Genomic DNA, 22,600 nt, shown 5'->3' on the forward strand with positions numbered 1-22,600 from the left:
GGCGCCCAAACCTTCGTTCGTTTGCTCTATTCGAGCATTATTTAAGGGCGGCGTGGGCAAAATCCAATGGTTTGTTTTTAACGGGCCGATTAATGGATGAAATTCTTTTCGTGCCAGCTCCGGTCGCTTAGTCCAGCGCCGCGCGTTCGGCCGCTTCGACGGTGTTGACGAGCAACATGGTGATGGTCATCGGTCCGACGCCGCCCGGCACCGGCGTGATGAAGCCGGCCACTTCCTTCACGTTCGCAAAATCCACGTCGCCGCAGAGCTTGCCGGCATCGTCGCGATTCATGCCGACGTCGATCACCGTCGCGCCCGGCTTCACCATGTCGGCGGTCAGGATATTGCGGCGGCCCGTGGCGGCCACGACGACATCGGCGTTGCGCGTGAAGCTGGCGATATCGCGCGTCTTGCTGTGGCAGATGGTGACGGTCGCGCCCGCTTCGAGGAGCAGGAGCGCCATGGGCTTGCCGACGATATTCGAGCGGCCGATCACCACCGCGTTCGCGCCCTTCAGGTCGATGCCGTGCGCTTCGAACATCTTCATCACGCCATAGGGCGTGCACGGGCGAAAGAGCGGCTTGCCCGTCAGAAGCGCGCCCGCGTTGGCGACGTGGAAGCCGTCGACGTCCTTTTGCGGAGCGATCGCTTCGATCACCTTATGGCTGTCGATATGCGCGGGCAGCGGCAATTGCACGAGAATGCCGTGGATCGCGGGATCGGCGTTCAGCTTGTCGATGTGCGCGAGCAATTCGTTCTCGGCGAGCGTCGCGGGAAAGCGGTCGAACACCGAATGCAGGCCGTTGTCGTGGCACGCCTTGACCTTGTTGCGCACGTAGACCTCGCTTGCCGGATTGTCGCCCACCAGCACGACCGCGAGGCCAGGCTTGTGGCCGCGAGCGGTGAGGGCGGCGGCGCGCCGGGCGACATCGGCGCGAAGAGTCTTGGAGAGGGCGTTGCCGTCGATGAGTTGGGCAGTCATGGCGAATCGGATTCGGATCGAGGATGGGCGAGAGAGATGTCCGGGCGTCGGACTCGCAGCGCCCGGCGCGATGATGCCGCGTTTGTTCGCGGGCATCGCCGGGTGTCTTCGCACCCTGGGGAAGGGCGAAATTATACCGCCGAGGGCTTCGTGGCGTTCTGGGCGGTGCGCGTCGCCGCTTTGATTCGGCGACGCGCGCATCGTTCAGGCCGGCCTTCTCACTGCGCGACCGGCTGCCACGACGAATCCGGATCGAACGACTTGATCGCCGCCGCCGTGCGCGGCGTCGCTGCGCCCAGATTCTTCTCGTACACCTGCCCGTCCTGATTGACGATGAACGACATCACGCCCGTCTGCCCATACTTTGCCGGCCACGCGATCATGGCGAAACCCCGGCTCAGGTTTCCGTCCTGCAGGTAGTTCATCGCGCCGCCTTTCGCATGCGGCCCCTGCGCCGTGAGAATGCGGTAGTGGTAACCGTAGTAGGCATCGGCCGTGTCGGTCTTGTCGGGCATGGTGGCGGCGAGCGGGCCGAGCGGGCTTTTGGGTTCACCGGGCGCGGCGTCCCAGTAAAGGCCGTCGTGCGTGCCGTGCGTGCTCAGAAAGCGCAGCGCGTAGTGGTTCGTGAGCTTCCGAAAGTCGTTTTGAGCATCGACGAAAGCGAGCGCGACCTGGATCACCGAACGCTCGTTGCGGCCAATACGCCGCGTCAGCACTTCATCGCGCGCGGCGGGCATGTCGAAGCGCCAGCCCTGGGCCGCCTTCACGAGCGGGATCGGCAGCGTCCAGCCGCTGTCGCCCACTTCAACGTGCGCGCTGCGACGGCCGCCGAGCGGCTTGGCATCTTCGACGATGCGATGCCCCTTGGCCCACGAGCCAAGGTACTGATAGATATCCTGCTCGCCGATGCTGTCGGTCGGCACATACTGCGCGTGGTCCTTGCCGAGCACCTTGGAAAGCGCGGTTTCGTCGTTGGAGGCGATGGCATCGGTGAGCGCCTCCGCGGCGGCTTCTGGCGACGGATAAATGGCCTGCGCGTGCGCGAGCATGGGCATCGACAACGACATGAAAGCGAGTGCGGCGCAGAAGGCGCGTGAAAGTGCGAGTGCTTGGTTAAACGTCATCTCAGGCTCCTGTAGCGGATGGGGACATGGGGCGCGACACGATCAACGGCGATGAAAACCTCCGCCACCGCCAAGTCCGCCACCGCCGTGAAAACCTCCGCCGCCTAAGCCGCCTTCGCGCTGCACGCCGCCGCCGCCCGCACCAAGGCCTGGGCGCTGCACGCCGCCGCCGTTGCCGCCTACGCGATTCTGCTGACTCGCGAACGACTGCCTGCTCGCTTGCCCGCGCTGAGCGTCCTGCCGGGCCGTATTGCCGTCGCCCGCGCCGCGCAGCGCGTTATCGCGATTCACGCTCTGCGCACGCTGCCGCACGCCGTTGTTGTCGAGCGCGTTCTGACCGCCGCCTTGCCGAATGTTCTGCACGCGCTGACTCGCATTCTGGTTGAGGTTCTGGCCGGTGCGCTGCTGCAGCGTCTGTGCGGCCTGCGCGCGGGCGTCGTTACGGCCGCGATACTGATCGCGGTTGGCCGTGCCGAGATTCTGATTGTTGAAGTTGTTTTGCCGGTTCGCGACGTTGTTCCGGTTGAACTGCGGGTCGTTGCGGTTCCAGTTCACGTTATTGCTGTTCGCGTTCAGGCGATTGTTCACGTTGATGTTGTTGTACCGATTGACGTTCACGTTCACATTGCCGTGGTTCCAGTCGCAATTGCCCCACAACGAATTCGCAACCGCGATGCCCGCGCCGAACGCGAGCCCCGTCGCGAATCCGGTGGCGATCGCATAGCCGGGCGGCGGCGGCACGTACACCGGCGGATACGCGGGATACGGCCACGCGCCATACACGACCGTCGGGTTGTAGGTGGGCACGTAGACCACTTGCGGATTGGCAGGCTGAATCTGGATAGTCTGCTGCTCGACCACGATCTTCTGCTGCTCCGTGCTCTTGAGATTGCCCGCTGTCTGCGCGGCGCGGCGCAAGCGCTGCACGGAGTCCATCACGTCGCTCGGCTGCGCAATGAACGCGTTGCCAAGTTGCGTCATCCAGTCGGCCTTGGATGCCATCGTCGCGAGCGCCTGCGGGAAAGCAACGAGCGATTGCACGCTCGGGTCCCACGGCTCGGACTGCACGGCCTTGACGGCATCGTCGCCCTTGATGTTCGAGTTGGTCTTCGACCATTGCGCGGCCTCGGTGACCTCTTGCGGATACGTCGACGCCATCAGCACTTGCGCGAGCAGCGCATCGGGATAAAGCGCGACGGGCGCGGTGAGCGCGTCGAGTTGCTGATTGCCGAGCTTGGGCGCCGTACTGGCCGCGCCTTGAGTCTGCGCAAGCACGGACGAGCAATGCAGCGCGGCGAGCGGCATGGCGGCAAGCGCCGCGCACAGCGCGAGCATGCGGGCTTGCCGCGCGGGCCGGGTCAAACGGGTGCGATGAGCGGTCAATTTCAGTTCCTCCGTTGCACGGTATTCGATGCTTCGGGCGCGACCTTGGCGCCCGACAGACACGCACACGCCGCCGCATGACGCGACATGCGCGCGAGAGATGAGCGTGAACCAGCGGGATGGATTGGCGGTACGAGAAGTAAGAGCGAAGCCGATGAAAGGCAATGAAGCGAAGCAAGCACCGAGGCAATCACGCTGCTTTTGGCAGCACTCAATTCAAACGTTTGCCCGCGTGCCGAAGCACCGTTTGAAAAGGCGACGAATGCGTTGTCGTGCATGACCTCGTTCCCGTAAGGAGGGTGCGGTCAAGTTACGGGCCGCCCTTGTAATGTGTCAACGTGATCCACGAAATATCACGTTTTGCATGCGCGGACAACGAAGGAATGTCGAGAGAAGGGCGCGTGAATTGGAAGCGCAAATACGCATACGGCCAGCATCGAATGCCGGCCGTATGGTTGAAGGTTGCCTTTAGGCAATGAACTACGGTTATTGCTGCTGCGGCTTGTTTGAAAGCGCGAGACGCAGAAGGTCGGCAACGGTATTCACGGAAAGCTTCTCCATGATGTTCGCGCGATGCGCTTCCACCGTCTTGATGCTGATGCCGAGATCGTCGGCGATCTGCTTGTTCAGCCGCCCGGCGATGATCCGCTCCAGCACCTGATGCTCGCGCGCCGTGAGCTTGCCAAGCCGCTCGGCGGCCGCGCGTTGCTGCTGCACGCTGCTGCTTTCGTTGCGCGCTTTTTCGAGCATGCGCTCGACGAGTTTGCGCAGTTCGGCTTCGTCGAAAGGTTTCTCGATGAAATCCATCGCGCCTTTCTTCATCGTCGAGACGGCCATCGGCACATCGCCGTGACCGGTCACGAAGATGATCGGCAGAAGCGAATTCTCGGCGATCAGCTTTTCCTGCAACTCGAGGCCGGTCATGCCGGCCATGCGCACATCGAGAATCAGGCACGAAATGGCGCCCGAATGCGCGATCGGCAGATAGACGTCGAGGAACGATTCCGCGCTCGAAAAACACTGCACGCGATACCCGTTCGCCTCGAGCAGCCAGCGCAACGAATCACGCACGGCTTCGTCATCGTCCACGACAAAGACGGTTTCCTGAGTGGTGACTGGACTGCTCATAGTTCTCCCGTAACTGTTTGTTGTCTCGTATGTTCGCTTTGCGACCCGGCGTTGCCGCCCGAGTCCGTGCCCGACCCATCCACTTCGCCGATCGGCAGGCTGCAATGGAAAGTCGCGCCGGTCACGTGTCCGTCCGATTCGACATTGTTCACGACCCAAAGGCGGCCGCGATGCGATTCGATGATCGAACGGCAAATGTTCAGCCCCATGCCCATGCCATCGGACTTGGTGCTGTAAAACGGTTCGAAGAGACGCTCGGCGGTGGCTTCATCCACACCCGGGCCCTGATCGACCACGCTGATGCACACCACGCCGCCGTCGAGCCGCTGCACGATCACGCGGATTACGGGATCGACGGCATTCGGTTTTGCATCATGCATTGCTTCGGCTGCGTTTTTCAACAGATTCACGAGCACTTGTTCGATCAGCACGGGATCGACGTAGATCACGGGCATGCGCGAGCGGATTTCCGTGACGATGCGAATCTTGCGTTTGCGCGCCTCGATTTCGGCGAGACCGACTGCATCCGCGACGATATCGGCCACGCGCGTCGCCTGCCGCTTCGGCTCGCTGCGCTTTACGAACTCGCGAATGCGCTTGATGATCATGCCTGCGCGCACCGCCTGCTGCGCGGTTTTTTCGAGCGCGGGCAAGAGCGATTCCTGTGTCATGCGCCCGGATTTCACCAAGGCGACGCAGCCCGAACAATAGTTGTTGATGGCCGCGAGCGGCTGATTCAGCTCATGCGCGAGCGACGACGCCATTTCACCCATCGTCATCAAACGGCTCGTGAACTGCAGCTTTTCTTCCTGCTGATGCGCGAGTTCCTGCGCCTGCTTGCGCTGCGTGATGTCGGTCGCGATCTGCATCTGCGCGAGATGGCCGTCCACCCACTGAATGTACTGGCGGCGCACTTCGAACCACTTCTGGATGCCTTCCACATAGACTTCCTGCGCGTCGGCCGAGCTTTCGGTCAGCGCGGTGGCGGGCAGTCCGGCGTAGGTATCGACCATGTCGATGGTGTCCGACGAACTCAGCTCCGACGAACCCGAAGCGCCATCGAAACCGGCGCCCGCAAGCTGCAAGTGCCCGTCCGGACGAATGCCGAAGAGATGCCGGTAATAGCGGTTCGCGAACAGCAGTTCGGCTTCGTCGGCGGCGAGAACGGAGACGGCGGCATCGAGACTTTCGAGCACCGTGGTGAAGCGTTCGTGGGCGGCGGCGAGCTCTTCGCGCGCGCGCTTGGGTTCGGTGATGTCCGTCATCGACGACATCCAGCCGGTCTGGCGGCCCGAACTGTCGATCAACGGCGACACGTAAAGACGCGCGTGGAAGAACGAACCGTCCTTACGGCGCACGCGCAACTCGAAACCGGAAGAGGGCGCCTTGCCGCGCAGCGTCATGTCGAGTTGGCGCTGCATCTCGGGATAGGCATCGCGCGGCCAGTATGGAAACGGCGCGTTCTTGCCGACGAGATCGCTTTCGTCCCAACCCGTCATGCGGCAGAACGCGGGATTCACGTGCGTGATGCGGCCGTGCATGTCGAGCACGCGCATGCCGATCAAGACGGAGTTTTCCATCGCGCGGCGGAAGAACGCTTCGGCGTAAAGCGCCTGTTGCGCCTCGAAGCGCTGACGCGTGTGCTTCCAGAGACTCCACAAGCTCCAGAGCACGAAGCACGACAGGCCGGCGACGAGCCACACCAGCGTGTTGTTCGTGAAGTTCGTGAGCTGCGGATACGAATACACGCGCACCGACAACCCCTGGCCGGGCGGATCGAGCGGCAGATCGTAGAACATGTCGCGCGGCAGGCGTGGACGGCTCGATGTCGTCGCGAGTTCGCGATTGTTCAGATCGGTGATGGAGATCTTGTACTTCGCCGACAGCTCGCTCGGAATGTCGTGCTTCAGAATGCCTTCGATGGAAAACACCGCCGCGATGGACCCGAGGAATTCGCGGTCGCGAAACACCGGCGTTTGCAAGGTGATGTAGCCGTTGCCGAGGTCGTCGTAGAGTAAGGGCGAATAAACCTGGCGACGCGTCGTGCGCGCTTCCTCGAAGGCGGCCTGCACCGCTTCGTCCATCTGCGTGTCGTTGGGTTTGGCGAGCCGAGACCCGAGTACCGGCAGCGGCGTATTAGGCCAGCGCGGTTTGTGCTGGCTCGTGTACCAGTTCATGTAGAGGATCTCGGGATGCCCCTGCATGATGTCGGTGGAAGACGTCTGGAATGTCTGAGGGTCGCCATGACCGCTTGCGATGTCTCGCGATAACGCCTGGATCTGCTCTTGCGCACCCGTCATCGAAAGACGAATCTGTTGCTGGGCCCAGGCGACGTTCCGATATAGCGTGTCTTCCTGCTGCTGCTGCTCGCGGCGGTTGAGACTCCAGAGAATCAGGCTCATGACGACCAGAAAAACGAGGATCGAGATGAGCGGCGTGAGTAAATAGGAGTTCGACCACCACGGTCCGTGGTGCCAGCGGGTGGGCGACGAGTCGGTCGGCTTGCGCGCGACCCGCGCCGAGCGTGCGAGAAGCCGATCGGTCAACATGGAAGCGATTGTAACGCAGCGTCTGATTGTTAATTAGCGTAAAAAGGTGCTAGAGACGGCTCAATTGCGGGAAAAGGAGGAGAAAAGTCTGATTAAAAAAGCCATATCGGACGGTGCATTGCAGCAATTTTCCGCATTATGAGATCATCTCTCATGATTCGAAAAATTCCTTGCTACAAAGTCTGGACCCTATTTAGAATTGCCGGCACGCGGCCAGTGCCCGGTTTTCGGCGGGCGACTGTCGGCGGTTCTTAGAGCGATCCTCACATCAGGAGACGAGCATGTCCGCTGTACCCGACGAAGTTCTCAAATATGTCGCCAATGCCAAAGACGACGATCCTCAGGAAACCGCCGAGTGGCTCGACGCACTCGACGGCGTCATTTCGGCAGTCGGTCCTGATCGCGCGCACTACCTGATCGAAAAGCAGATCGAATTCGCCCGTGTGCATGGCGAGCATCTGCCGTTTTCGGCGAATACGCCCTATATCAATACGATTCCCGTCGCCGGCCAGGCCAAGATCCCGGGCGACCAGGACATCGAGCACCGCATTCGTTCGTACACGCGCTGGAACGCCATCGCCATGGTGTTGCGCGCGGGCAAGGACACCAATGTCGGCGGTCACATCGCTTCGTTTGCTTCGGCGGCGACGCTGTACGACGTCGGCTTCAATCACTTCTGGCACGCACCGTCGAAGGAACATGGAGGCGATCTCGTGTTCGTGCAGGGTCACTCGTCGCCGGGCGTCTACTCGCGCGCGTTCCTGCTCGGCCGTCTGACCGAGGCGCAACTCAACAACTTCCGTCAGGAAGTGGGCGGCGAGGGGATCTCCTCGTATCCGCATCCGTGGCTGATGCCGGACTTCTGGCAATTCCCGACGGTGTCCATGGGCCTCGGCCCGATCATGGCCATCTATCAGGCGCGTTTCATGAAGTACATGGAAGCGCGCGGTATCGTGAAGACGCAGGGCCGCAAAGTCTGGGCGTTCCTCGGCGACGGCGAAACGGACGAGCCGGAATCGCTCGGCGCAATCGGCATGGCCGGGCGCGAGCGTCTGGACAACCTCGTGTTCGTCATCAACTGCAACTTGCAGCGTCTGGACGGTCCGGTGCGCGGCAACGGCAAGATCATCCAGGAACTCGAAAGCGAATTCCGTGGCGCGGGCTGGAACGTCGTCAAGGTGATCTGGGGCAGCCGCTGGGACGCGCTCTTCGCACGCGACAAGACCGGCGCGCTTATGCGCCGCATGATGGAAGTGGTCGACGGCGAGTACCAGACCTACAAGTCGGAATCGGGCGCGTTCGTGCGCGAGCACTTCTTCAACACGCCGGAACTGAAGGCGCTGGTGGCCGACTGGTCCGATGAAGACATCTGGAACCTGAACCGCGGCGGCCACGATCCGCACAAGATCTACGCGGCTTACGATCAGGCGCAGAAGTCGAAGGGCTCGCCTACCGTGATCCTCGCCAAGACCATCAAGGGTTATGGCATGGGCGAACACGGCCAGGCCATGAACATCACGCACCAGCAGAAAAAGCTGCCGATCGACACGCTGAAGAAATTCCGCGACCAGTTCCGTCTGCCGTTGACCGACGAACAGATTGCCGACGTGCCGTATCTCACCTTCGAGGAAGGCTCGAAGGAACTGGAATACATGCGCGCCCGCCGTCAGGAACTGGGTGGCTATCTGCCGTCGCGCCGCGAGAAGGCGGAGTCGCTGCCGGTGCCGGAACTGTCGGCATTCGAGCCGCTGCTCAAGGGCACGGGCGAAGGCCGCGAAATCTCCACGACGATGGCGTTCGTGCGGGTGCTCAACATCCTCTTGAAGGACAAGGCCATCGGCAAGCGTATCGTGCCGATCGTGCCGGACGAGTCGCGTACTTTCGGCATGGAAGGCCTCTTCCGCCAGATCGGCATCTGGAATCAGGACGGCCAGAAGTACATTCCCGAAGACTCCGACCAGCTGATGTTCTACAAGGAATCGGAAACCGGGCAGATTCTGCAGGAAGGCATCAACGAAGCCGGTGGCATGTGTGACTGGATCGCGGCCGCGACGTCGTACTCGACGCACGGCGAGATCATGATCCCGTTCTACATCTTCTACTCGATGTTCGGCTTCCAGCGCATCGGCGACCTGGCCTGGGCGGCGGGCGACATGCGTTCGCGCGGCTTCCTGCTGGGCGGCACCGCTGGGCGCACGACGCTCAACGGCGAAGGCCTGCAGCACGAAGACGGCCACTCGCTGCTGTGGGCAGCATCGATCCCGAACTGTGTGAGCTACGACCCGACCTTCGGTTACGAACTCGCGGTCATCATGCAGGACGGCCTGCGCCGCATGGTCGCCGACCAGGAAGATGTGTATTACTACATCACCGTGATGAACGAGAACTACGAGCATCCGGCGATTCCGCAAGGTGAATCGGTTGCCGCGGACATCATCAAGGGCATGTACGCGTTCAGGAAGGCCGAAGGCGCGGCAAAGGGTCCGCGCGTCCAGTTGATGGGCGCGGGCACGATCTTCAACGAAGTGATCGCCGCCGCCGACTTGCTCAAGAACGACTGGGGCGTGGCCGCCGACCTGTGGAGCGTGCCGAGCTTCACGGAACTGGCTCGCGAAGGTCAGGCAATCGACCGCTGGAACCTGCTGCATCCGGCCGACGAAAAGCAAGTGCCGCATGTCACCAAGCTGCTCAAGGGCGCGCAAGGTCCGGTGATCGCGTCGACGGATTACATCCGCGCGCTCGTCGACCAGATTCGCGCCTATGTCCCGAACAAGTTCGTGGTGCTCGGCACCGACGGCTACGGCCGCTCGGACACGCGCGAAGCACTGCGCCACTTCTTCGAAGTCGACCGCTACTGGGTCACGCTGGCCGCGCTCAACGCGCTCGCCGACGAAGGCACGATCGAGCGCAAGGTCGTCGCTGAGGCGATCAAGAAGTACAACCTCGACCCGGCTAAACCCAACCCGATGACCGTCTAAAGGCATCGCCCCCGTGCGTTGTGATGCGGCGCGCTCCCGAAGCGGGGGCGCGCCGCATGCAACACAGGAGACACTAATAATGAGTCAAGCGATCGAAGTCAAAGTGCCGGACATCGGCGATTTCAAGGACATTCCCGTGATCGAGGTTCTGGTCAAGGTGGGCGATGTCGTTGAACAGGAACAGTCCCTCGTCACGCTGGAATCCGACAAGGCCACCATGGATGTACCGAGCTCCTCCGCGGGCACGGTCAAGGAAGTAAAAGTCAAAGTGGGCGATAACGTGTCGGAAGGCACGTTGATCGTCGTATTGGAAAGCGGCGCTTCCGCGCCCGCCAAAACCGACGCGCCCGCCAAGCAGGAAGCGCCGGCCGGCACGACCACGCAGTCGCAACCCGCGCAAGCCGCTCAGGCTTCGAGCGGCGGCGGATCGGTGGAAGTGAAGGTGCCGGATATCGGCGACTTCACGGATATCCCGGTCATCGAAATCGGCGTGAAGGTTGGCGACAAGGTGGAGAAGGAACAGTCGCTTGTCACGCTCGAATCCGACAAGGCGACCATGGATGTGCCTTCGCCTGCCGCTGGCACCGTCAAGGAATTGAAGGTCAAGCTCGGCGATACGGTGTCAGAAGGTACGCTGATTCTGATTCTCGAAGGCGGCGAAAGCAGCCCGGCCGCTTCCGCGCCCAAGCAGGAGGCGCCGAAGCAGGAAGCGCCGAAGCCGGTCGAAGCGCCGCCCGATGCGCCCGCCAAACCCGCGCCCGCGCCCGCCCAGCCGTCCGCGCTCGCGCAGGCGCCCGCAATTCCCGCAGGCGATGGCACACGCACGTCGAGCCACGCGTCGCCTTCGGTGCGCAAGTTCGCGCGCGAACTCGGCGTCGATGTCACGCGTGTGCGCGGTTCCGGTCCGAAAGGCCGCATCACGCAAGGCGACATCACCGCGTTCGTGAAGGGCGTCATGTCGGGTCAGGGCGCAGCGCCCGCCGCGGTTGCCGCGCCGGCTGGCGGCGGTGGCGACCTCAACTTGCTGCCGTGGCCGAAGATCGACTTCACGAAGTTCGGTCCTGTCGATCCGAAGCCGCTGTCGCGCATCAAGAAGATCTCGGGTGCGAACCTGCATCGCAACTGGGTGATGATCCCGCACGTCACGAACAACGACGAAGCGGACATCACCGAGCTCGAAGCGCTGCGCGTGAAGCTGAACAAGGAAAACGAGAAGTCGGGCATCAAGATCACGATGCTGGCTTTCGTCATCAAGGCAGTGGTTTCCGCGCTGAAGAAATTCCCGACCTTCAACGCGAGTCTCGACGGCGACAACCTCGTCTTCAAGAAGTATTTCCACGTTGGCTTCGCGGCCGATACACCGAACGGCCTCGTCGTCCCGGTGATCCGCGACGCCGACAAGAAAGGCTTGATGGATATCGCGAAGGAGATGACGGATCTCTCGAAGCTCGCGCGCGAAGGCAAGCTGAAGCCGGACCAGATGCAAGGCGGCTGCTTCTCGATTTCTTCGCTGGGCGGCATCGGTGGCACGAACTTCACGCCGATCATCAACGCGCCGGAGGTGGCCATCCTGGGTCTGTCGCGTGGCGCGATGAAGCCGGTGTGGGACGGTAAGCAGTTCGTGCCGCGCCTCACGTTGCCGCTGTCGCTGTCGTATGACCACCGCGTCGTCGACGGTGCGGAGGCGGCGCGCTTCAACGCCTATCTCGCGGGCATTCTGGCGGACTTCCGCCGGGTGATTCTCTAAAAAAGTGGCGCGTGTCTTCCTCGCTCGATTGTGCGGGCAAGACACGTGAGACGCTGGGACCGGCGCGTGCTTCGGTGCGCGCGCCTGCTCCAACCGCTCTTCTTCGCCATCATCTTGCATGGGACCCGGGTCAGGCGCTTCAGGCACCGGCTCTGGTCGACATAGGGGACAAATATGAGTCTCGTCGAACTAAAAGTACCCGACATCGGCGACTTCTCCGATGTCGATGTCATCGAAGTCAATATCAAGCCCGGCGACGCCATCGAAAAGGAACAGGGCGTCATCACGCTCGAAACCGATAAGGCCACCATGGAAGTGCCCGCCGACCAGGCAGGCACGATCAAGGAAGTGAAGGTCAAACAGGGCGACAAAGTCTCGCAAGGCTCGGTCATCGCGATGATCGAAACCGAAGGCGCGAGCGCCGCTGCAGAACCGAAGGCCGAAGCGCCGAAGGAAGCGTCGTCCGCAAAGCCGGCTGCACCCGCGCCCGCGGCGTCGGGCGGCGGCGCACAGGACGTGAAGGTGCCGGATATCGGCGACTTCAAGGACATTCCGGTCATCGAGATCCATGTGAAGCCGGGCGATACGGTCGAGAAGGAGCAATCGCTCGTCACGCTCGAATCCGACAAGGCGACCATGGATGTGCCTTCGCCCGCCGCGGGCACCGTGAAGGAACTGAAGGTCAAGCTGGGCGACAACGTCTCCGAAGGCAGCGTGATCCTGACGCTCGAAGGTCAGGGCGGAGGCGTGAGCGAAGTGCCGACCAAGCCGACGGCCGCGCAACCGCAGCCCGCCGAAAAGGCGAGCGCCGCGCCCGCGCCGAAGGCAGGCAGTTATTCGGGCAGCGCGGATGTCGAGTGCGACATGCTCGTGCTCGGCGCAGGCCCCGGCGGCTATTCGGCGGCGTTCCGCGCAGCGGATCTCGGCATGAGTACCGTGCTCGTCGAACGCTATGCGACCCTGGGCGGCGTGTGTCTGAACGTCGGCTGCATTCCGTCGAAGGCGCTGCTGCATACCGCGCTCGTGCTCGACGAAGCCAAGCATCTCGAATCGCACGGCATCACGTTCGGCAAGCCGAGCATCGATCTGGACAAGCTGCGCGGCTTCAAGGAGGGCGTCGTCAAGAAGCTGACCGGCGGTCTCGCGGGCATGGCGAAGGCGCGCAAGGTACAGGTGGTGACGGGCGTTGGTACGTTCGTCGATCCGAACCACATGGAAGTGCAGGGCGACGGCGGCAAGAAGGTCGTCAAGTTCAAGAAGGCGATCATCGCGGCGGGTTCGCAGGCGGTGAAGTTGCCGTTCTTCCCGGACGATCCGCGCGTGGTCGACTCGACCGGCGCGCTCGAACTGCGTCAGATTCCGAAGCGCATGCTGGTGGTGGGCGGCGGAATCATCGGGCTGGAAATGGCGACGGTTTATGCGTCACTCGGCTCCGAAATCGATGTCGTCGAAATGCTCGACGGTCTGATGATGGGCGCCGACCGCGATCTCGTGAAGGTCTGGGAGAAGTACAACGCGAAGCGCTTCGCCAACGTCATGCTGAAGACCAAGACGACCAAGGCGGAAGCCAAGGACGACGGCATTTACGTGACGTTCGAGGGCGACGAGGCGCCGACCGAAGCGCAGCGTTACGACCTCGTGTTGCTGGCCGTGGGCCGCAGTCCGAACGGCGGGAAGATCGGCGCGGACAAGGCGGGCGTCGCGGTGACGGATCGCGGCTTCATCAACGTCGACAAGCAACTGCGTACGAACGTCGAGCATATTTTTGCGATCGGCGATCTCGTTGGCCAGCCGATGCTCGCGCACAAGGCCGTGCACGAAGGCCACGTCGCGGCGGAAGCGGCGCATGGCGAGAAGGCGTACTTCGATGCGCTGCAAATTCCGTCGGTGGCTTATACCGATCCGGAAGTGGCGTGGGCCGGCAAGACCGAAGACCAGTGCAAGGCCGAAGGCATCAAGTACGGCAAGGCGGTGTTCCCGTGGGCCGCTTCGGGCCGCGCGATCGCCAATGGTCGCGACGAGGGCTTCACCAAGCTGATTTTCGATGAAGCGACGCATCGCGTGATCGGCGGCGGGATCGTCGGATTGAACGCGGGCGATCTGATCAGCGAAGTGTGTCTCGCGGTCGAGATGGGCGCGGATGCCACGGACATCGGCAAGACCATCCACCCGCATCCGACCTTGGGCGAATCCATCGGCATGGCGGCGGAGTTGTACGAAGGCGTCTGTACGGACTTGCCGCCGCAGCGCAAAAAGTAAGCGGCCGCAAGAGGGTGTCGAGCGAAGCGCGCTTCTTCACGGAAGCGCGCTTTTGCTTTTGAACTGCCCGCTCGAATGCGTGAAGCGAAAGCCGTTTTTCCGAACCAACAGACGACAAAAAACCCGGCGCGAGGCCGGGTTTTTGCTTCGTCAACCGGGCGAACCCGGCTTCGGACTTACGCAACCGTCTTCTTGGCGGTGCGCGTAGCTTGTTCGGTCGCTTGCGTAGCGGCCTTCGTGGCGGCCGTGGCGGCTGCGTTGAAGTTGCTTTCAGCGATTTCGACAGCTTGCTTCGTTGCCTTGTGAACCGTTTCGTACGTCGTGTTGGCGGCGGTGATGGCCGACTTCATGACTGCGACTGCGGTTTCCGAACCAGCCGGTGCGTTTTTCGCGACGTTGTCGACGAGCGATTGCACCTTGCGGTTTTGCTCTTCGTACTGAGCTTCAGCAACGCGAGCGAATTCAGCTTGCGTGGACGATGCGATTTCATACAGATGACGGCCGTACGACAGAACCTTCTCGGCGACCGGCTGCGTGAGGCTTGCTTGCAGCGAGAGGAGTTCTTGTGCGTCCTTGACCGACAGCGCGCGCTGGGTGTTCTCCTGGCTTTCGGCCAGGGTCGACTTCACGACTTGCAGATTCAGTTCGACCAGCTTTTCGATACCTTCGAATGCCTTGTTCGTAAGGCCGAACAGCGTGTCGAAGTTAGCTTTTTGTGCGGCGGCGATTTGCTCGGGGGTCAACAGGGTCATCTCAGGCTCCTGATAGTCGACCCATCAACGCGGGTCGTGGTTTGGTAGATCCGGCGCGCCGTTGCGGCCGGTTACTGCAAAGTGCGATTGGTGCGTCGCAACATGAAGCCATTTTAGAGATATTCCGATAGATGTCAAGCGCTTTTTGTGCATTGCACAATACGCCGAAAGGTCTTGTTAAACAATGGCTTAAGTTAGATCGCATCCGCATGCGCTGCTGCTTGGTGAAAACCCTATGCACCGCCGCAGGGCGTGGCGTTGCGAGACGCTCTTAACCGGATGGGAGCGTTATGAAAGCACGCTAAGACGACAGAATCATGTCCCGTCGATGCGCATGCTGGAAACTCGCATCGGCAAGAAAGATGAGATGTTTCTGTAGTAAGTCCTATTTTTAGGATGACGCCGTACACCAAATTGTTGAAGAGACGTTAACATTTCGACTGTCGGTTGCGTTGTTGTTGTGTCGACGCCGCATCCGTCCACCGCACGCAGCCTTCTTCGAATTTTCGCTTCGCTGTCTTCCAGACCCGAATCCGCGATTCCTGGCTCAAGTTGCAGAAAGTTTTGCCGATAGTGCGCTTGTCGTCCCGTATAAAAGCGCACTGTTGGCAGCACTGCTGCAAAGCGCGATCGTTTTTTCCGATCAAAGCGCGCGTTGTGTAACGATAAGCAATCGTGGCTTACAACTCGGTTTAACGAGTGCCGATAAGTGCTTAATATTGCTTAAATTTCGTAGCTTCACTACACTTGGCGGTACTCTCCAGCCGCCCAACAGAACACTAATGAAAACCGAAATGTTTTCGTCGTTTAAGGTGGTTCATGGCGTAGCGCTGCGCTCCGCGTTGTCGATCGCCATTTCCATCGCCGTAGCGACGTCCTTTGCAGCGGCTCCGGCTGAAGCCCTCGCAAAAACCGCCACCGCAACCAAATCCGTCAAGAAATCCGCGAAGTCCACTGCTTCCGCCGAGAAGGCCGAAAAGCCTGCTCGTGTGGCGAAGACATCGGCGAAATCGGGCCGTGCCGCCCGCGTAGCCAAGGTCGCCGCCGAAGACGACGACGTACCCCGGGCTTCCCGCAAGCGTCGAGTGAATTACCGCATGGACCCGCGCTCGCGCCGCGCCGCAGTGCACTCGGTGGCGTATCAGCCGCGTGCCACCTCGGTCGGTTCGGCGTTCGGTCTGCATGAAACGCCCGACAGCCTGGCGCTGCGTTCGAGCGTGGCCTATGTGGTGGACCAGAACACGTCCGAAACGCTTTTCGACAAGAATTCGCGCGCGGTCGTGCCTATCGCGTCTATCACCAAGTTGATGACGGCCATGGTCACGCTCGACTCGCACTTGCCGCTCACCGACGAAATGGCGGTGACCGACGAAGATCGCGATTACGAGAAGTTCACGGGCTCGCGGCTCGCCGTCGGCTCGGAGCTCAATCGCGAGGACATGCTGCATATCGCGCTCATGGCATCGGAAAATCGCGCGGCGGCTGCGTTGTCGCGCTATTACCCGGGTGGCCGGCCGGCTTTCATCGCGGCAATGAACGCGAAAGCGAAGTCGCTCGGCATGACCGACACGCATTTCGAGAACTCCACGGGTCTCACGAGCCTCAACGTTTCGAGCGCACGCGATCTCGTGAAGATGGTGAACGCGGCGTATCAATATCCGCTCATCCGCAAGTTCTCGACGGATCGCAGCTACGAAGTCTTCACCGGCAAGCGCAATCTCGCCTACAACAGCACGAACGCGCTGGTGCGTAATGCGTCGTGGGATATCGGTTTGCAGAAGACCGGCTTCATCAACGAAGCGGGCGAGTGCCTGGTGATGCAGGCAACGGTCAACGGCCGCCCGGTCGTGATCGTGCTGCTCGATTCCTACGGCAAGTATTCGCGTTTCGCGGATGCCGGCCGCCTGCGTTCGTTCCTCGATACGCTCGGCGAACCGCGCATCATGAGTGCGGACATGGGTAGCGGCACGAACCCCTAAGCACGTTTGAATAAGCAGAAAGCCGGATGGGTCTCTCGACCCGTCCGGCTTTTTGTCTTTGAAGCAGCGTGTCTAACGCAAGATTCAGCGCGATGCGGCTGCAACCGGCTCGGGGTGATAACCCAGCGAGCGCGAGATCTCCAGCGCCGTATGACTGAGTTGCTTGAGCCACGCGTCCTGCAGCCGATCGGCCGGCGCCGACAACGACAAGCCCGCGACGAGCCGCCCGGTATCGTCGTAAATGCCCGCCGCGATACAGCGCACGCCCAGTTCGAGTTCTTCGTTATCGCGCGCGCAAGCCTGTTGCCGCACGAACGACAGCTCACGTTCCAGCTTCGACAGATCGGTGATGCTGTTCTGTGTGTGGCCCGAAAGACCCGTGCGCATGGCGTAGGCGCGCACGCGCGTGGTTTCGTCGGCGGCGAGGAAGAGTTTGCCGACCGAAGTCAGATGCAGCGGCGCGCGTCCACCGATCGCGCGCACGACCTGCATGCCGGAGCGTTCGGAATAAGCCCGCTCGATATAGACGATTTCGTCGCCCTGACGCACCGAGAGGTTGACTGTCTGTCCCGTTTGCCGATGCAGTTCGCGCATCGGCGGCATTGCGGCCTCGCGCACCGAAAGGCGCGCCTTGACCAGATTGCCTAGTTCGAGCAGACGCATGCCAAGCCGATACGTGCCTGGATCGGAGCGGTCCACCAGCCGGCACAGCACCATGTCGTTCAAGATGCGGTGCGCCGTGGAGGGATGCAGATCGGTGCTTTGAGAGAGTTCCTTCAGGCTGACGGGATCGGTGTGGCCGGCAAGCGCGTCCAGCAGACGCATCATGCGTTCGATCACCTGAATGGAGGTTTTGGATTCCGGGTTCGTATCGCTCATCGTGGAAATCGGTTGATGCGTCAAACTACGGATGCGCAATTGTATCTCATAATGTGAAAACGCGGTCGGCGGTTGGGATTGCCCGAACCACCGCCGCTTCGCGGATAATCGGCGTGCGTCTTAGAAAATCGCGATAAAACAGGAAACGCTCCACCATGCAAGTCGGACTATTCGTCACGTGCCTCATCGACATGATGCGGCCGGAGATCGGCTTTTCGGTCATCAAGCTGATCGAGCGCGCGGGTTTTACGGTGAGCGTGCCGCCCGCGCAAACCTGCTGCGGCCAGCCCGCGTATAACTCCGGCGATCGCAGACTTGCACGCGATCTCGCCGAAAAGACACTGCGGGAATTCGAACAATTCGACTACGTGGTGGTGCCGTCGGGTTCGTGCGGCGGAATGATCCGCGCGCATTACGGCGATCTCTTCCGCGACGATCCGCAACTCATGAATCGCTTCGCGCGCCTGCAACCGCGCGTCTTCGAACTCACCGATTTTCTCGTGAATGTTGCCAAGGCGCGCATGGAGCCCGGTGTGTTCGAAGGCGCCGTGACCTATCACGATTCCTGCTCGGGCCTGCGTGAACTCGGCGTGAAGGCGCAGCCGCGCGAATTGCTCGCACAAGCGGGCGTGCCCGTGATCGAGATGGCGGGCTGCGAACATTGCTGCGGTTTCGGCGGCACGTTCGCGGTGAAGTACGGCGACATTTCGACGGCCATCGTCGATGAAAAATGCGCCAACATCAAGGCGAGCGGCGCGGCTACCGTCGTGCTGGGCGATCTCGGCTGCATGCTGAATATAGAAGGGCGCTTGAGGCGCACCGGCGACACGAGCACGCGTGTGCTGCATATCGCGCAAGTGCTTGCCGGCGACGCATCCGACTCCATCCGCAACTGACGAACGAGCGAGCCCATGCAAGTCCAGACGATGCACTTCAAGGCGCGCGCCGGCAGCAAACTCGCCGATGAGCGTCTGCAGCAGAACCTCACCAAGCTCTCGACCAAATTCGTGAGCGCGCGGGCGAGCGCGGTGCTCGATATCGACTTCGAGGCGACGCGCGCCGCGCTGAAGGAGCGCCGCAATCGCGCGCTCGACAACCTCGACGTATGGCTCGAAACCTTCGAACGCGAGGCGACGCGCCGTGGCGCGACCGTGCTCTACGCGGAATCGACGCAGGATGCCGCGCGGTTGGTCGCGGACATCGCGCGCGCGCATGGCGTGAAAAAGGTCATCAAGACCAAGTCGATGGTCTCGGAAGAGATGCAACTGAATCGCGTGCTCGGCGAAATGGGCGTGCAGTCCATCGAAACCGATCTCGGCGAATATATCCTGCAGATCAACGACAACGAGCCGCCGAGCCACATCATTGCGCCCGTGGTTCACAAAGACAAGGAGCAGATCGCCGATCTCTTCGCGAAGACGCACGGCAAGCCGCGTCTCACGGACATTCCCGACATGACCCGCGAGGCGCGCGAAGTGCTGCGCCCGCATTTCATGTCCGCTGATATGGGCGTGACGGGCGGCAACTTTTTGATCGCGGAAACCGGCTCGGTGGCAGTTGTCACGAACGAAGGCAACGAAGGCATGTGTACCGTGATGCCGCGCGTGCACGTCGCGGTGACAGGCATCGAGAAGATTCTGCCGACGCTCGAAGATCTCGCCACCGCAATGCGTCTGCTGCCGCGTTCGGCGACCGGGCAGACCATTTCCAATTACTTCTCATTGCTGACCGGCCCCCGCGCGACGGGCGAGCGGGACGGGCCCGAGCATATGTATTTCGTGCTCGTCGATGGCGGGCGCACCGGGCTTATCGGCGGCGAGTTTCAGGAGATGCTGCGGTGTATTCGCTGTGGCGCGTGCATGAATCACTGCCCGGTGTATCAAAAGATCGGCGGTCATGCGTATGGCTGGGTTTATCCCGGACCGATGGGTTCGGTGTTGACGCCGGCTTATGTGGGCATCGACAAGGCGCTCGATCTGCCGCAAGCCGCAACGCTATGCGGCGAATGCAACAGCGTGTGCCCGGTGGGCATTCCGCTGTCCGACCTGCTGCGCAAACTGCGCGAAAAGCAGACCGAACGCCATCTGCGCCCCTGGACCGAACGCGTGGCGCTCGCCGTGTGGGGTTACTTCGCGCTTCGGCCAATTGCTTATGCGCTTTTTACGAAACTCGCCGTGCGCGTGCTTGAAGTCATGGGCGGAAAGAGAAAGACGATATCGCGGATGCCATTCGGCGCCGGATGGACCGAAACACGCGATATGCCCGCGCCGGTCGGGCGCACCTTCCGCGAACTATATAAGGCGAAAGGCACGCATCTCGGGTAAGCGTGTTTCCATGAAAGCGATGTGAAAAAAGCCGCGCCGGTTCGACCCGGCGCGGCTTTTTAGCGCTTCGCGCAATCGACGCGTTATCCGCCGATCGGCCCGAGCGAGCTTCGCTGGTTGCCGCCGTGTCCGCCACCGCCACCGGCGCCACCGCCTTGATCGCCACCGCGATGGTAGCCGCCATTGCCGCCACCGTTTCCGCCAGGATTCGCGGCGGGCGCCTGCGGACGTCCCGGCGGGACGCCGCCGACGGCTCGCGGCAACGGCGCGCCGCCGCCTGCCTGTTGAGGCGGCGGTCCGCCCACCGGACGGCCTCCACCGGCTTGCGGTGGCTGACCACCACCCGGCTGATGTCCGCCGCCCGCTTGTTGCGGTTGATTATTTCCTTGCGGCGGGCGCCCACGCGGATAGTCCCCGCGATTCCAGTTGCCCGATGGCGGACGACGCCAGCCTGGACCGTCATCCCAATAGCGGCCGGGGCCAGGACCGTAGTAAGCGGGGCCAGGACCGGAGTAGTAGCCGCCGCCCACCGCTACGCCGGGCTGAACGACCACCGGCGCGCCGTACGCGTCGTAGCCATAGCCGGGATCGGCGTAGCCCGCGGCGGGATATCCGCCACCGTAGGATGATCCATCGGGATAGACCGCGCAGCCGCCTAGTACCAAAGCCGATGACGCGATCAAAAGTCCAGCAACTGCGGATTTCATGTCGTTGATTAGTTCGTTGCAGTGATAACAATAAGACACCCGGCGTGCTCCGATGTCCCCAAGAACTTTGTAAGGTTTTATGACGATTGGCCCGTTCTTGTTGCAATTTCAAGCCGTGGGTTGACTACCTTTCGTTGTCCGCCACGCAACGAAGCTTTGCTTTTCAGCGTCTTTTTAAGATGTCGGCGATTCCGTAAAATTCGATAGTCGCTTAGTGGGCATCATTCATGCGCTTGATGCGACGACGCACAGAGGTAATCCCATGAAAAAAACAATATCGACCTATTGGCCGGCCGCGATCCTGTTGCCGCTCGTACTGACGTTCTGCATGCACGCGGGCGAGCCCCGGTTAGCCGTCGACCGTCACGGGCGTTCGGGCGTGGCAAGCGTGAGCGCGGAATTGGCGCGCGCGATTTCCTACGGCTTAGTCGATGACGACGACGCAAGACCCAACGCGCCGGCACGTCCCGAATCGATATAGACGCCGGCGAAACGCCGCGCACAGGCCACAAAAAATGGCGCCCTTCATGAGAAGGACGCCATTTTCTTTTGCAGCAAACGCGCGTGCAATGCCTTACTTCAGCACGCTTGCCACTGCGTTGGCGACGACATCGATATTGCGCAGATTCAGCGCAGCCACGCAGATGCGCCCCGTGCTGACCGCATAGATGCCGAATTCTTCCCGCAGACGGTCCACTTGCGGCGCGGTCAGGCCCGAGTACGAGAACATGCCGCGCTGACGGTCGACGAAGGAAAAGTCGCGATCCACGCCAGCGCCCTTCAGACGCTCGACGAGGCCATTACGCATGGCGCGGATACGATCGCGCATCTCGCCCAGTTCCTGTTCCCACAGCGCACGCAGTTCCGGCGATGCCAGCACGGCCGCGACCACCGAGCCACCGTGCGTCGGCGGGTTCGAATAGTTGGTGCGAATCACGCGCTTCAATTGCGACAGCACGCGCGACGACTCTTCCTTACTCGACGTGATGATGGACAGCGCGCCAACGCGCTCGCCATACAGCGAGAACGACTTCGAGAACGACGACGACACGAACACGTTCAGATCCGACGCGGCGAAGAGGCGCACGGCGGCGGCATCGGCTTCGATGTTTTCGCCGAAGCCTTGATACGCGATGTCGAGGAACGGCACGAGGTTGCGCGCCTTCACGACTTCGACGATTTGCGCCCACTGCGCGTCCGTCAGATCCACGCCGGTCGGGTTATGGCAGCACGCGTGCAGCACGACGATGGTGCCGGCCGCGTAGCCGTTCAGCGCGTCGAGCATGGCCGCGAAGTTCACGCCATGCGTCGCCGCTTCGTAATACGGATAGTTGACGACCTCGAAGCCCGCACCTTCGAAGAGCGCGCGATGGTTTTCCCAGCTCGGGTCGCTGATTGCGACTTTCGCGCCCGGATTCACGCGCTTCAGAAAGTCCGCCCCGATCTTGAGCGCGCCCGTGCCGCCCAGCGCCTGCGCCGTGACGATACGGCCCGAAGCGATCAGCGGCGAGTCACGGCCGACGAGCAGCGTCTGGACGGCCGAGTCGTACGCGGCGATGCCGTCGATAGGCAGATAGCCGCGCGGCAGCGCTGCATCGACGCGTGCTTTTTCAGCTTCGCGAACGGCGCGCAGAAGCGGAATCTTGCCTTCTTCGTTGGTGTAGACACCAACGCCCAGATTGACCTTGGTCGGGCGCGGGTCGGCGTTGAAGGCTTCGTTGAGGCCCAGAATCGGGTCGCGGGGAGCGAGTTCGACGGCAGAGAAAAGAGACATGATCTATCGGCAGTGGAAGGAAGACGTGCGGCGGG

General features: G+C 61.8%; 16 protein-coding genes and 1 pseudogene. 8 read left to right on the forward strand and 9 right to left on the reverse strand.

What is annotated here, in order from left to right:
* Window positions 1-127 precede the first annotated feature (127 nt).
* The 5 genes from folD to fixL all read right to left on the reverse strand — a co-directional run bounded on the left by folD (window position 128) and on the right by fixL (window position 7,166).
* Window positions 128-982, reverse strand: coding sequence for a bifunctional methylenetetrahydrofolate dehydrogenase/methenyltetrahydrofolate cyclohydrolase FolD (folD, locus tag NCT04_RS05815; protein ID WP_244827596.1), 855 nt, complete (start codon window positions 980-982; stop codon window positions 128-130).
* Between the two features lie 218 nt (window positions 983-1,200).
* Entirely contained in the window at window positions 1,201-2,106 is a 906-nt protein-coding gene (locus tag NCT04_RS05820; protein WP_502800655.1) for a DUF2950 domain-containing protein, read from the reverse strand.
* 42 nt (window positions 2,107-2,148) lie between these two features.
* On the reverse strand, window positions 2,149-3,411 hold the full coding sequence (locus tag NCT04_RS05825) for a DUF3300 domain-containing protein (RefSeq protein ID WP_250464684.1): 1,263 nt from the start codon (window positions 3,409-3,411) through the stop codon (window positions 2,149-2,151).
* A 564-nt stretch (window positions 3,412-3,975) separates the two neighbouring features.
* Complete coding sequence (gene fixJ / locus NCT04_RS05830) at window positions 3,976-4,617, reverse strand: oxygen response regulator transcription factor FixJ (protein WP_244827597.1); 642 nt, start codon at window positions 4,615-4,617, stop codon at window positions 3,976-3,978.
* Window positions 4,614-7,166, reverse strand: a complete 2,553-nt coding sequence (gene fixL / locus NCT04_RS05835; protein ID WP_244827598.1) for an oxygen sensor histidine kinase FixL — start codon at window positions 7,164-7,166, stop codon at window positions 4,614-4,616. The genes fixJ and fixL overlap by 4 nt, the downstream gene beginning before the upstream one ends.
* Window positions 7,167-7,447: 281 nt before the next feature.
* Here fixL and aceE point away from each other — a divergent pair, with 281 nt between their 5' ends.
* The 4 genes and pseudogenes from aceE to lpdA all read left to right on the forward strand — a co-directional run bounded on the left by aceE (window position 7,448) and on the right by lpdA (window position 14,150).
* A complete protein-coding gene (aceE, locus tag NCT04_RS05840) occupies window positions 7,448-10,144 on the forward strand; it encodes a pyruvate dehydrogenase (acetyl-transferring), homodimeric type (protein WP_244827599.1) in 2,697 nt (898 codons plus the stop codon).
* Between the two features lie 79 nt (window positions 10,145-10,223).
* Window positions 10,224-11,891: a dihydrolipoyllysine-residue acetyltransferase gene (gene aceF / locus NCT04_RS05845; protein ID WP_250464331.1), complete on the forward strand. Its 1,668-nt coding sequence runs from the start codon at window positions 10,224-10,226 to the stop codon at window positions 11,889-11,891.
* A 174-nt stretch (window positions 11,892-12,065) separates the two neighbouring features.
* Window positions 12,066-12,404: pseudogene (locus tag NCT04_RS34670) on the forward strand (biotin/lipoyl-containing protein); the annotation flags it as partial.
* Window positions 12,405-12,407: 3 nt separating this feature from the next.
* Entirely contained in the window at window positions 12,408-14,150 is a 1,743-nt protein-coding gene (gene lpdA / locus NCT04_RS05850) for a dihydrolipoyl dehydrogenase (protein ID WP_350030003.1), read from the forward strand.
* A 176-nt stretch (window positions 14,151-14,326) separates the two neighbouring features.
* Here the strand turns inward: lpdA and NCT04_RS05855 are convergent, their stop codons facing one another.
* Window positions 14,327-14,902 carry a phasin family protein gene (locus NCT04_RS05855; RefSeq protein ID WP_244827602.1) on the reverse strand — a complete coding sequence of 192 codons (576 nt, stop codon included), beginning with the start codon at window positions 14,900-14,902 and terminating at the stop codon, window positions 14,327-14,329.
* A gap of 782 nt (window positions 14,903-15,684) precedes the next feature.
* Here NCT04_RS05855 and pbpG point away from each other — a divergent pair.
* Entirely contained in the window at window positions 15,685-16,881 is a 1,197-nt protein-coding gene (gene pbpG / locus NCT04_RS05860) for a D-alanyl-D-alanine endopeptidase (protein WP_250464335.1), read from the forward strand.
* A gap of 84 nt (window positions 16,882-16,965) precedes the next feature.
* On the opposite strand, the gene NCT04_RS05865 is transcribed toward pbpG, so the two are convergent.
* Complete coding sequence (locus tag NCT04_RS05865) at window positions 16,966-17,760, reverse strand: IclR family transcriptional regulator (RefSeq protein ID WP_244827604.1); 795 nt, start codon at window positions 17,758-17,760, stop codon at window positions 16,966-16,968.
* A gap of 155 nt (window positions 17,761-17,915) precedes the next feature.
* Between NCT04_RS05865 and NCT04_RS05870 the strand changes: the two genes are divergently transcribed.
* Together NCT04_RS05870 and NCT04_RS05875 are read left to right on the forward strand one after the other, a co-directional pair.
* The gene (locus tag NCT04_RS05870) at window positions 17,916-18,656 is read left to right on the forward strand and encodes a (Fe-S)-binding protein (protein WP_250464337.1); all 741 of its coding nucleotides are present in this window, start codon (window positions 17,916-17,918) and stop codon (window positions 18,654-18,656) included.
* A gap of 15 nt (window positions 18,657-18,671) precedes the next feature.
* Entirely contained in the window at window positions 18,672-20,084 is a 1,413-nt protein-coding gene (locus tag NCT04_RS05875) for a lactate utilization protein B (protein ID WP_250464338.1), read from the forward strand.
* Between the two features lie 83 nt (window positions 20,085-20,167).
* Here the strand turns inward: NCT04_RS05875 and NCT04_RS05880 are convergent, their stop codons facing one another.
* Complete coding sequence (locus NCT04_RS05880; RefSeq protein ID WP_244827607.1) at window positions 20,168-20,791, reverse strand: hypothetical protein; 624 nt, start codon at window positions 20,789-20,791, stop codon at window positions 20,168-20,170.
* Window positions 20,792-21,053: 262 nt separating this feature from the next.
* On the opposite strand from NCT04_RS05880, the gene NCT04_RS05885 reads away from it, so the two are divergent.
* Window positions 21,054-21,272, forward strand: coding sequence for a hypothetical protein (locus NCT04_RS05885; RefSeq protein ID WP_250464340.1), 219 nt, complete (start codon window positions 21,054-21,056; stop codon window positions 21,270-21,272).
* Between the two features lie 93 nt (window positions 21,273-21,365).
* Here NCT04_RS05885 and NCT04_RS05890 read toward each other — a convergent pair whose 3' ends face one another.
* Entirely contained in the window at window positions 21,366-22,565 is a 1,200-nt protein-coding gene (locus tag NCT04_RS05890; RefSeq protein ID WP_244827609.1) for an amino acid aminotransferase, read from the reverse strand.
* Window positions 22,566-22,600: the final 35 nt, after the last annotated feature.

Origin of the sequence: Caballeronia sp. GAFFF2 (assembly GCF_023631485.1) — a bacterium.
GTDB lineage: Bacteria > Pseudomonadota > Gammaproteobacteria > Burkholderiales > Burkholderiaceae > Caballeronia.

What these genes read in the sequence shown, in the direction of transcription:
- folD (WP_244827596.1), bottom strand. Translation starts at nt 982, where the DNA reads ATGACTGCCCAACTCATCGACGGCAACGCCCTCTCCAAGACTCTTCGC.
- NCT04_RS05820 (WP_502800655.1), bottom strand. Translation starts at nt 2,106, where the DNA reads ATGACGTTTAACCAAGCACTCGCACTTTCACGCGCCTTCTGCGCCGCA.
- NCT04_RS05825 (WP_250464684.1), bottom strand. Translation starts at nt 3,411, where the DNA reads ATGCCGCTCGCCGCGCTGCATTGCTCGTCCGTGCTTGCGCAGACTCAA.
- fixJ (WP_244827597.1), bottom strand. Translation starts at nt 4,617, where the DNA reads ATGAGCAGTCCAGTCACCACTCAGGAAACCGTCTTTGTCGTGGACGAT.
- fixL (WP_244827598.1), bottom strand. Translation starts at nt 7,166, where the DNA reads ATGTTGACCGATCGGCTTCTCGCACGCTCGGCGCGGGTCGCGCGCAAG.
- aceE (WP_244827599.1), top strand. Translation starts at nt 7,448, where the DNA reads ATGTCCGCTGTACCCGACGAAGTTCTCAAATATGTCGCCAATGCCAAA.
- aceF (WP_250464331.1), top strand. Translation starts at nt 10,224, where the DNA reads ATGAGTCAAGCGATCGAAGTCAAAGTGCCGGACATCGGCGATTTCAAG.
- NCT04_RS05855 (WP_244827602.1), bottom strand. Translation starts at nt 14,902, where the DNA reads ATGACCCTGTTGACCCCCGAGCAAATCGCCGCCGCACAAAAAGCTAAC.
- pbpG (WP_250464335.1), top strand. Translation starts at nt 15,685, where the DNA reads ATGAAAACCGAAATGTTTTCGTCGTTTAAGGTGGTTCATGGCGTAGCG.
- NCT04_RS05865 (WP_244827604.1), bottom strand. Translation starts at nt 17,760, where the DNA reads ATGAGCGATACGAACCCGGAATCCAAAACCTCCATTCAGGTGATCGAA.
- NCT04_RS05870 (WP_250464337.1), top strand. Translation starts at nt 17,916, where the DNA reads ATGCAAGTCGGACTATTCGTCACGTGCCTCATCGACATGATGCGGCCG.
- NCT04_RS05875 (WP_250464338.1), top strand. Translation starts at nt 18,672, where the DNA reads ATGCAAGTCCAGACGATGCACTTCAAGGCGCGCGCCGGCAGCAAACTC.
- NCT04_RS05880 (WP_244827607.1), bottom strand. Translation starts at nt 20,791, where the DNA reads ATGAAATCCGCAGTTGCTGGACTTTTGATCGCGTCATCGGCTTTGGTA.
- NCT04_RS05885 (WP_250464340.1), top strand. Translation starts at nt 21,054, where the DNA reads ATGAAAAAAACAATATCGACCTATTGGCCGGCCGCGATCCTGTTGCCG.
- NCT04_RS05890 (WP_244827609.1), bottom strand. Translation starts at nt 22,565, where the DNA reads ATGTCTCTTTTCTCTGCCGTCGAACTCGCTCCCCGCGACCCGATTCTG.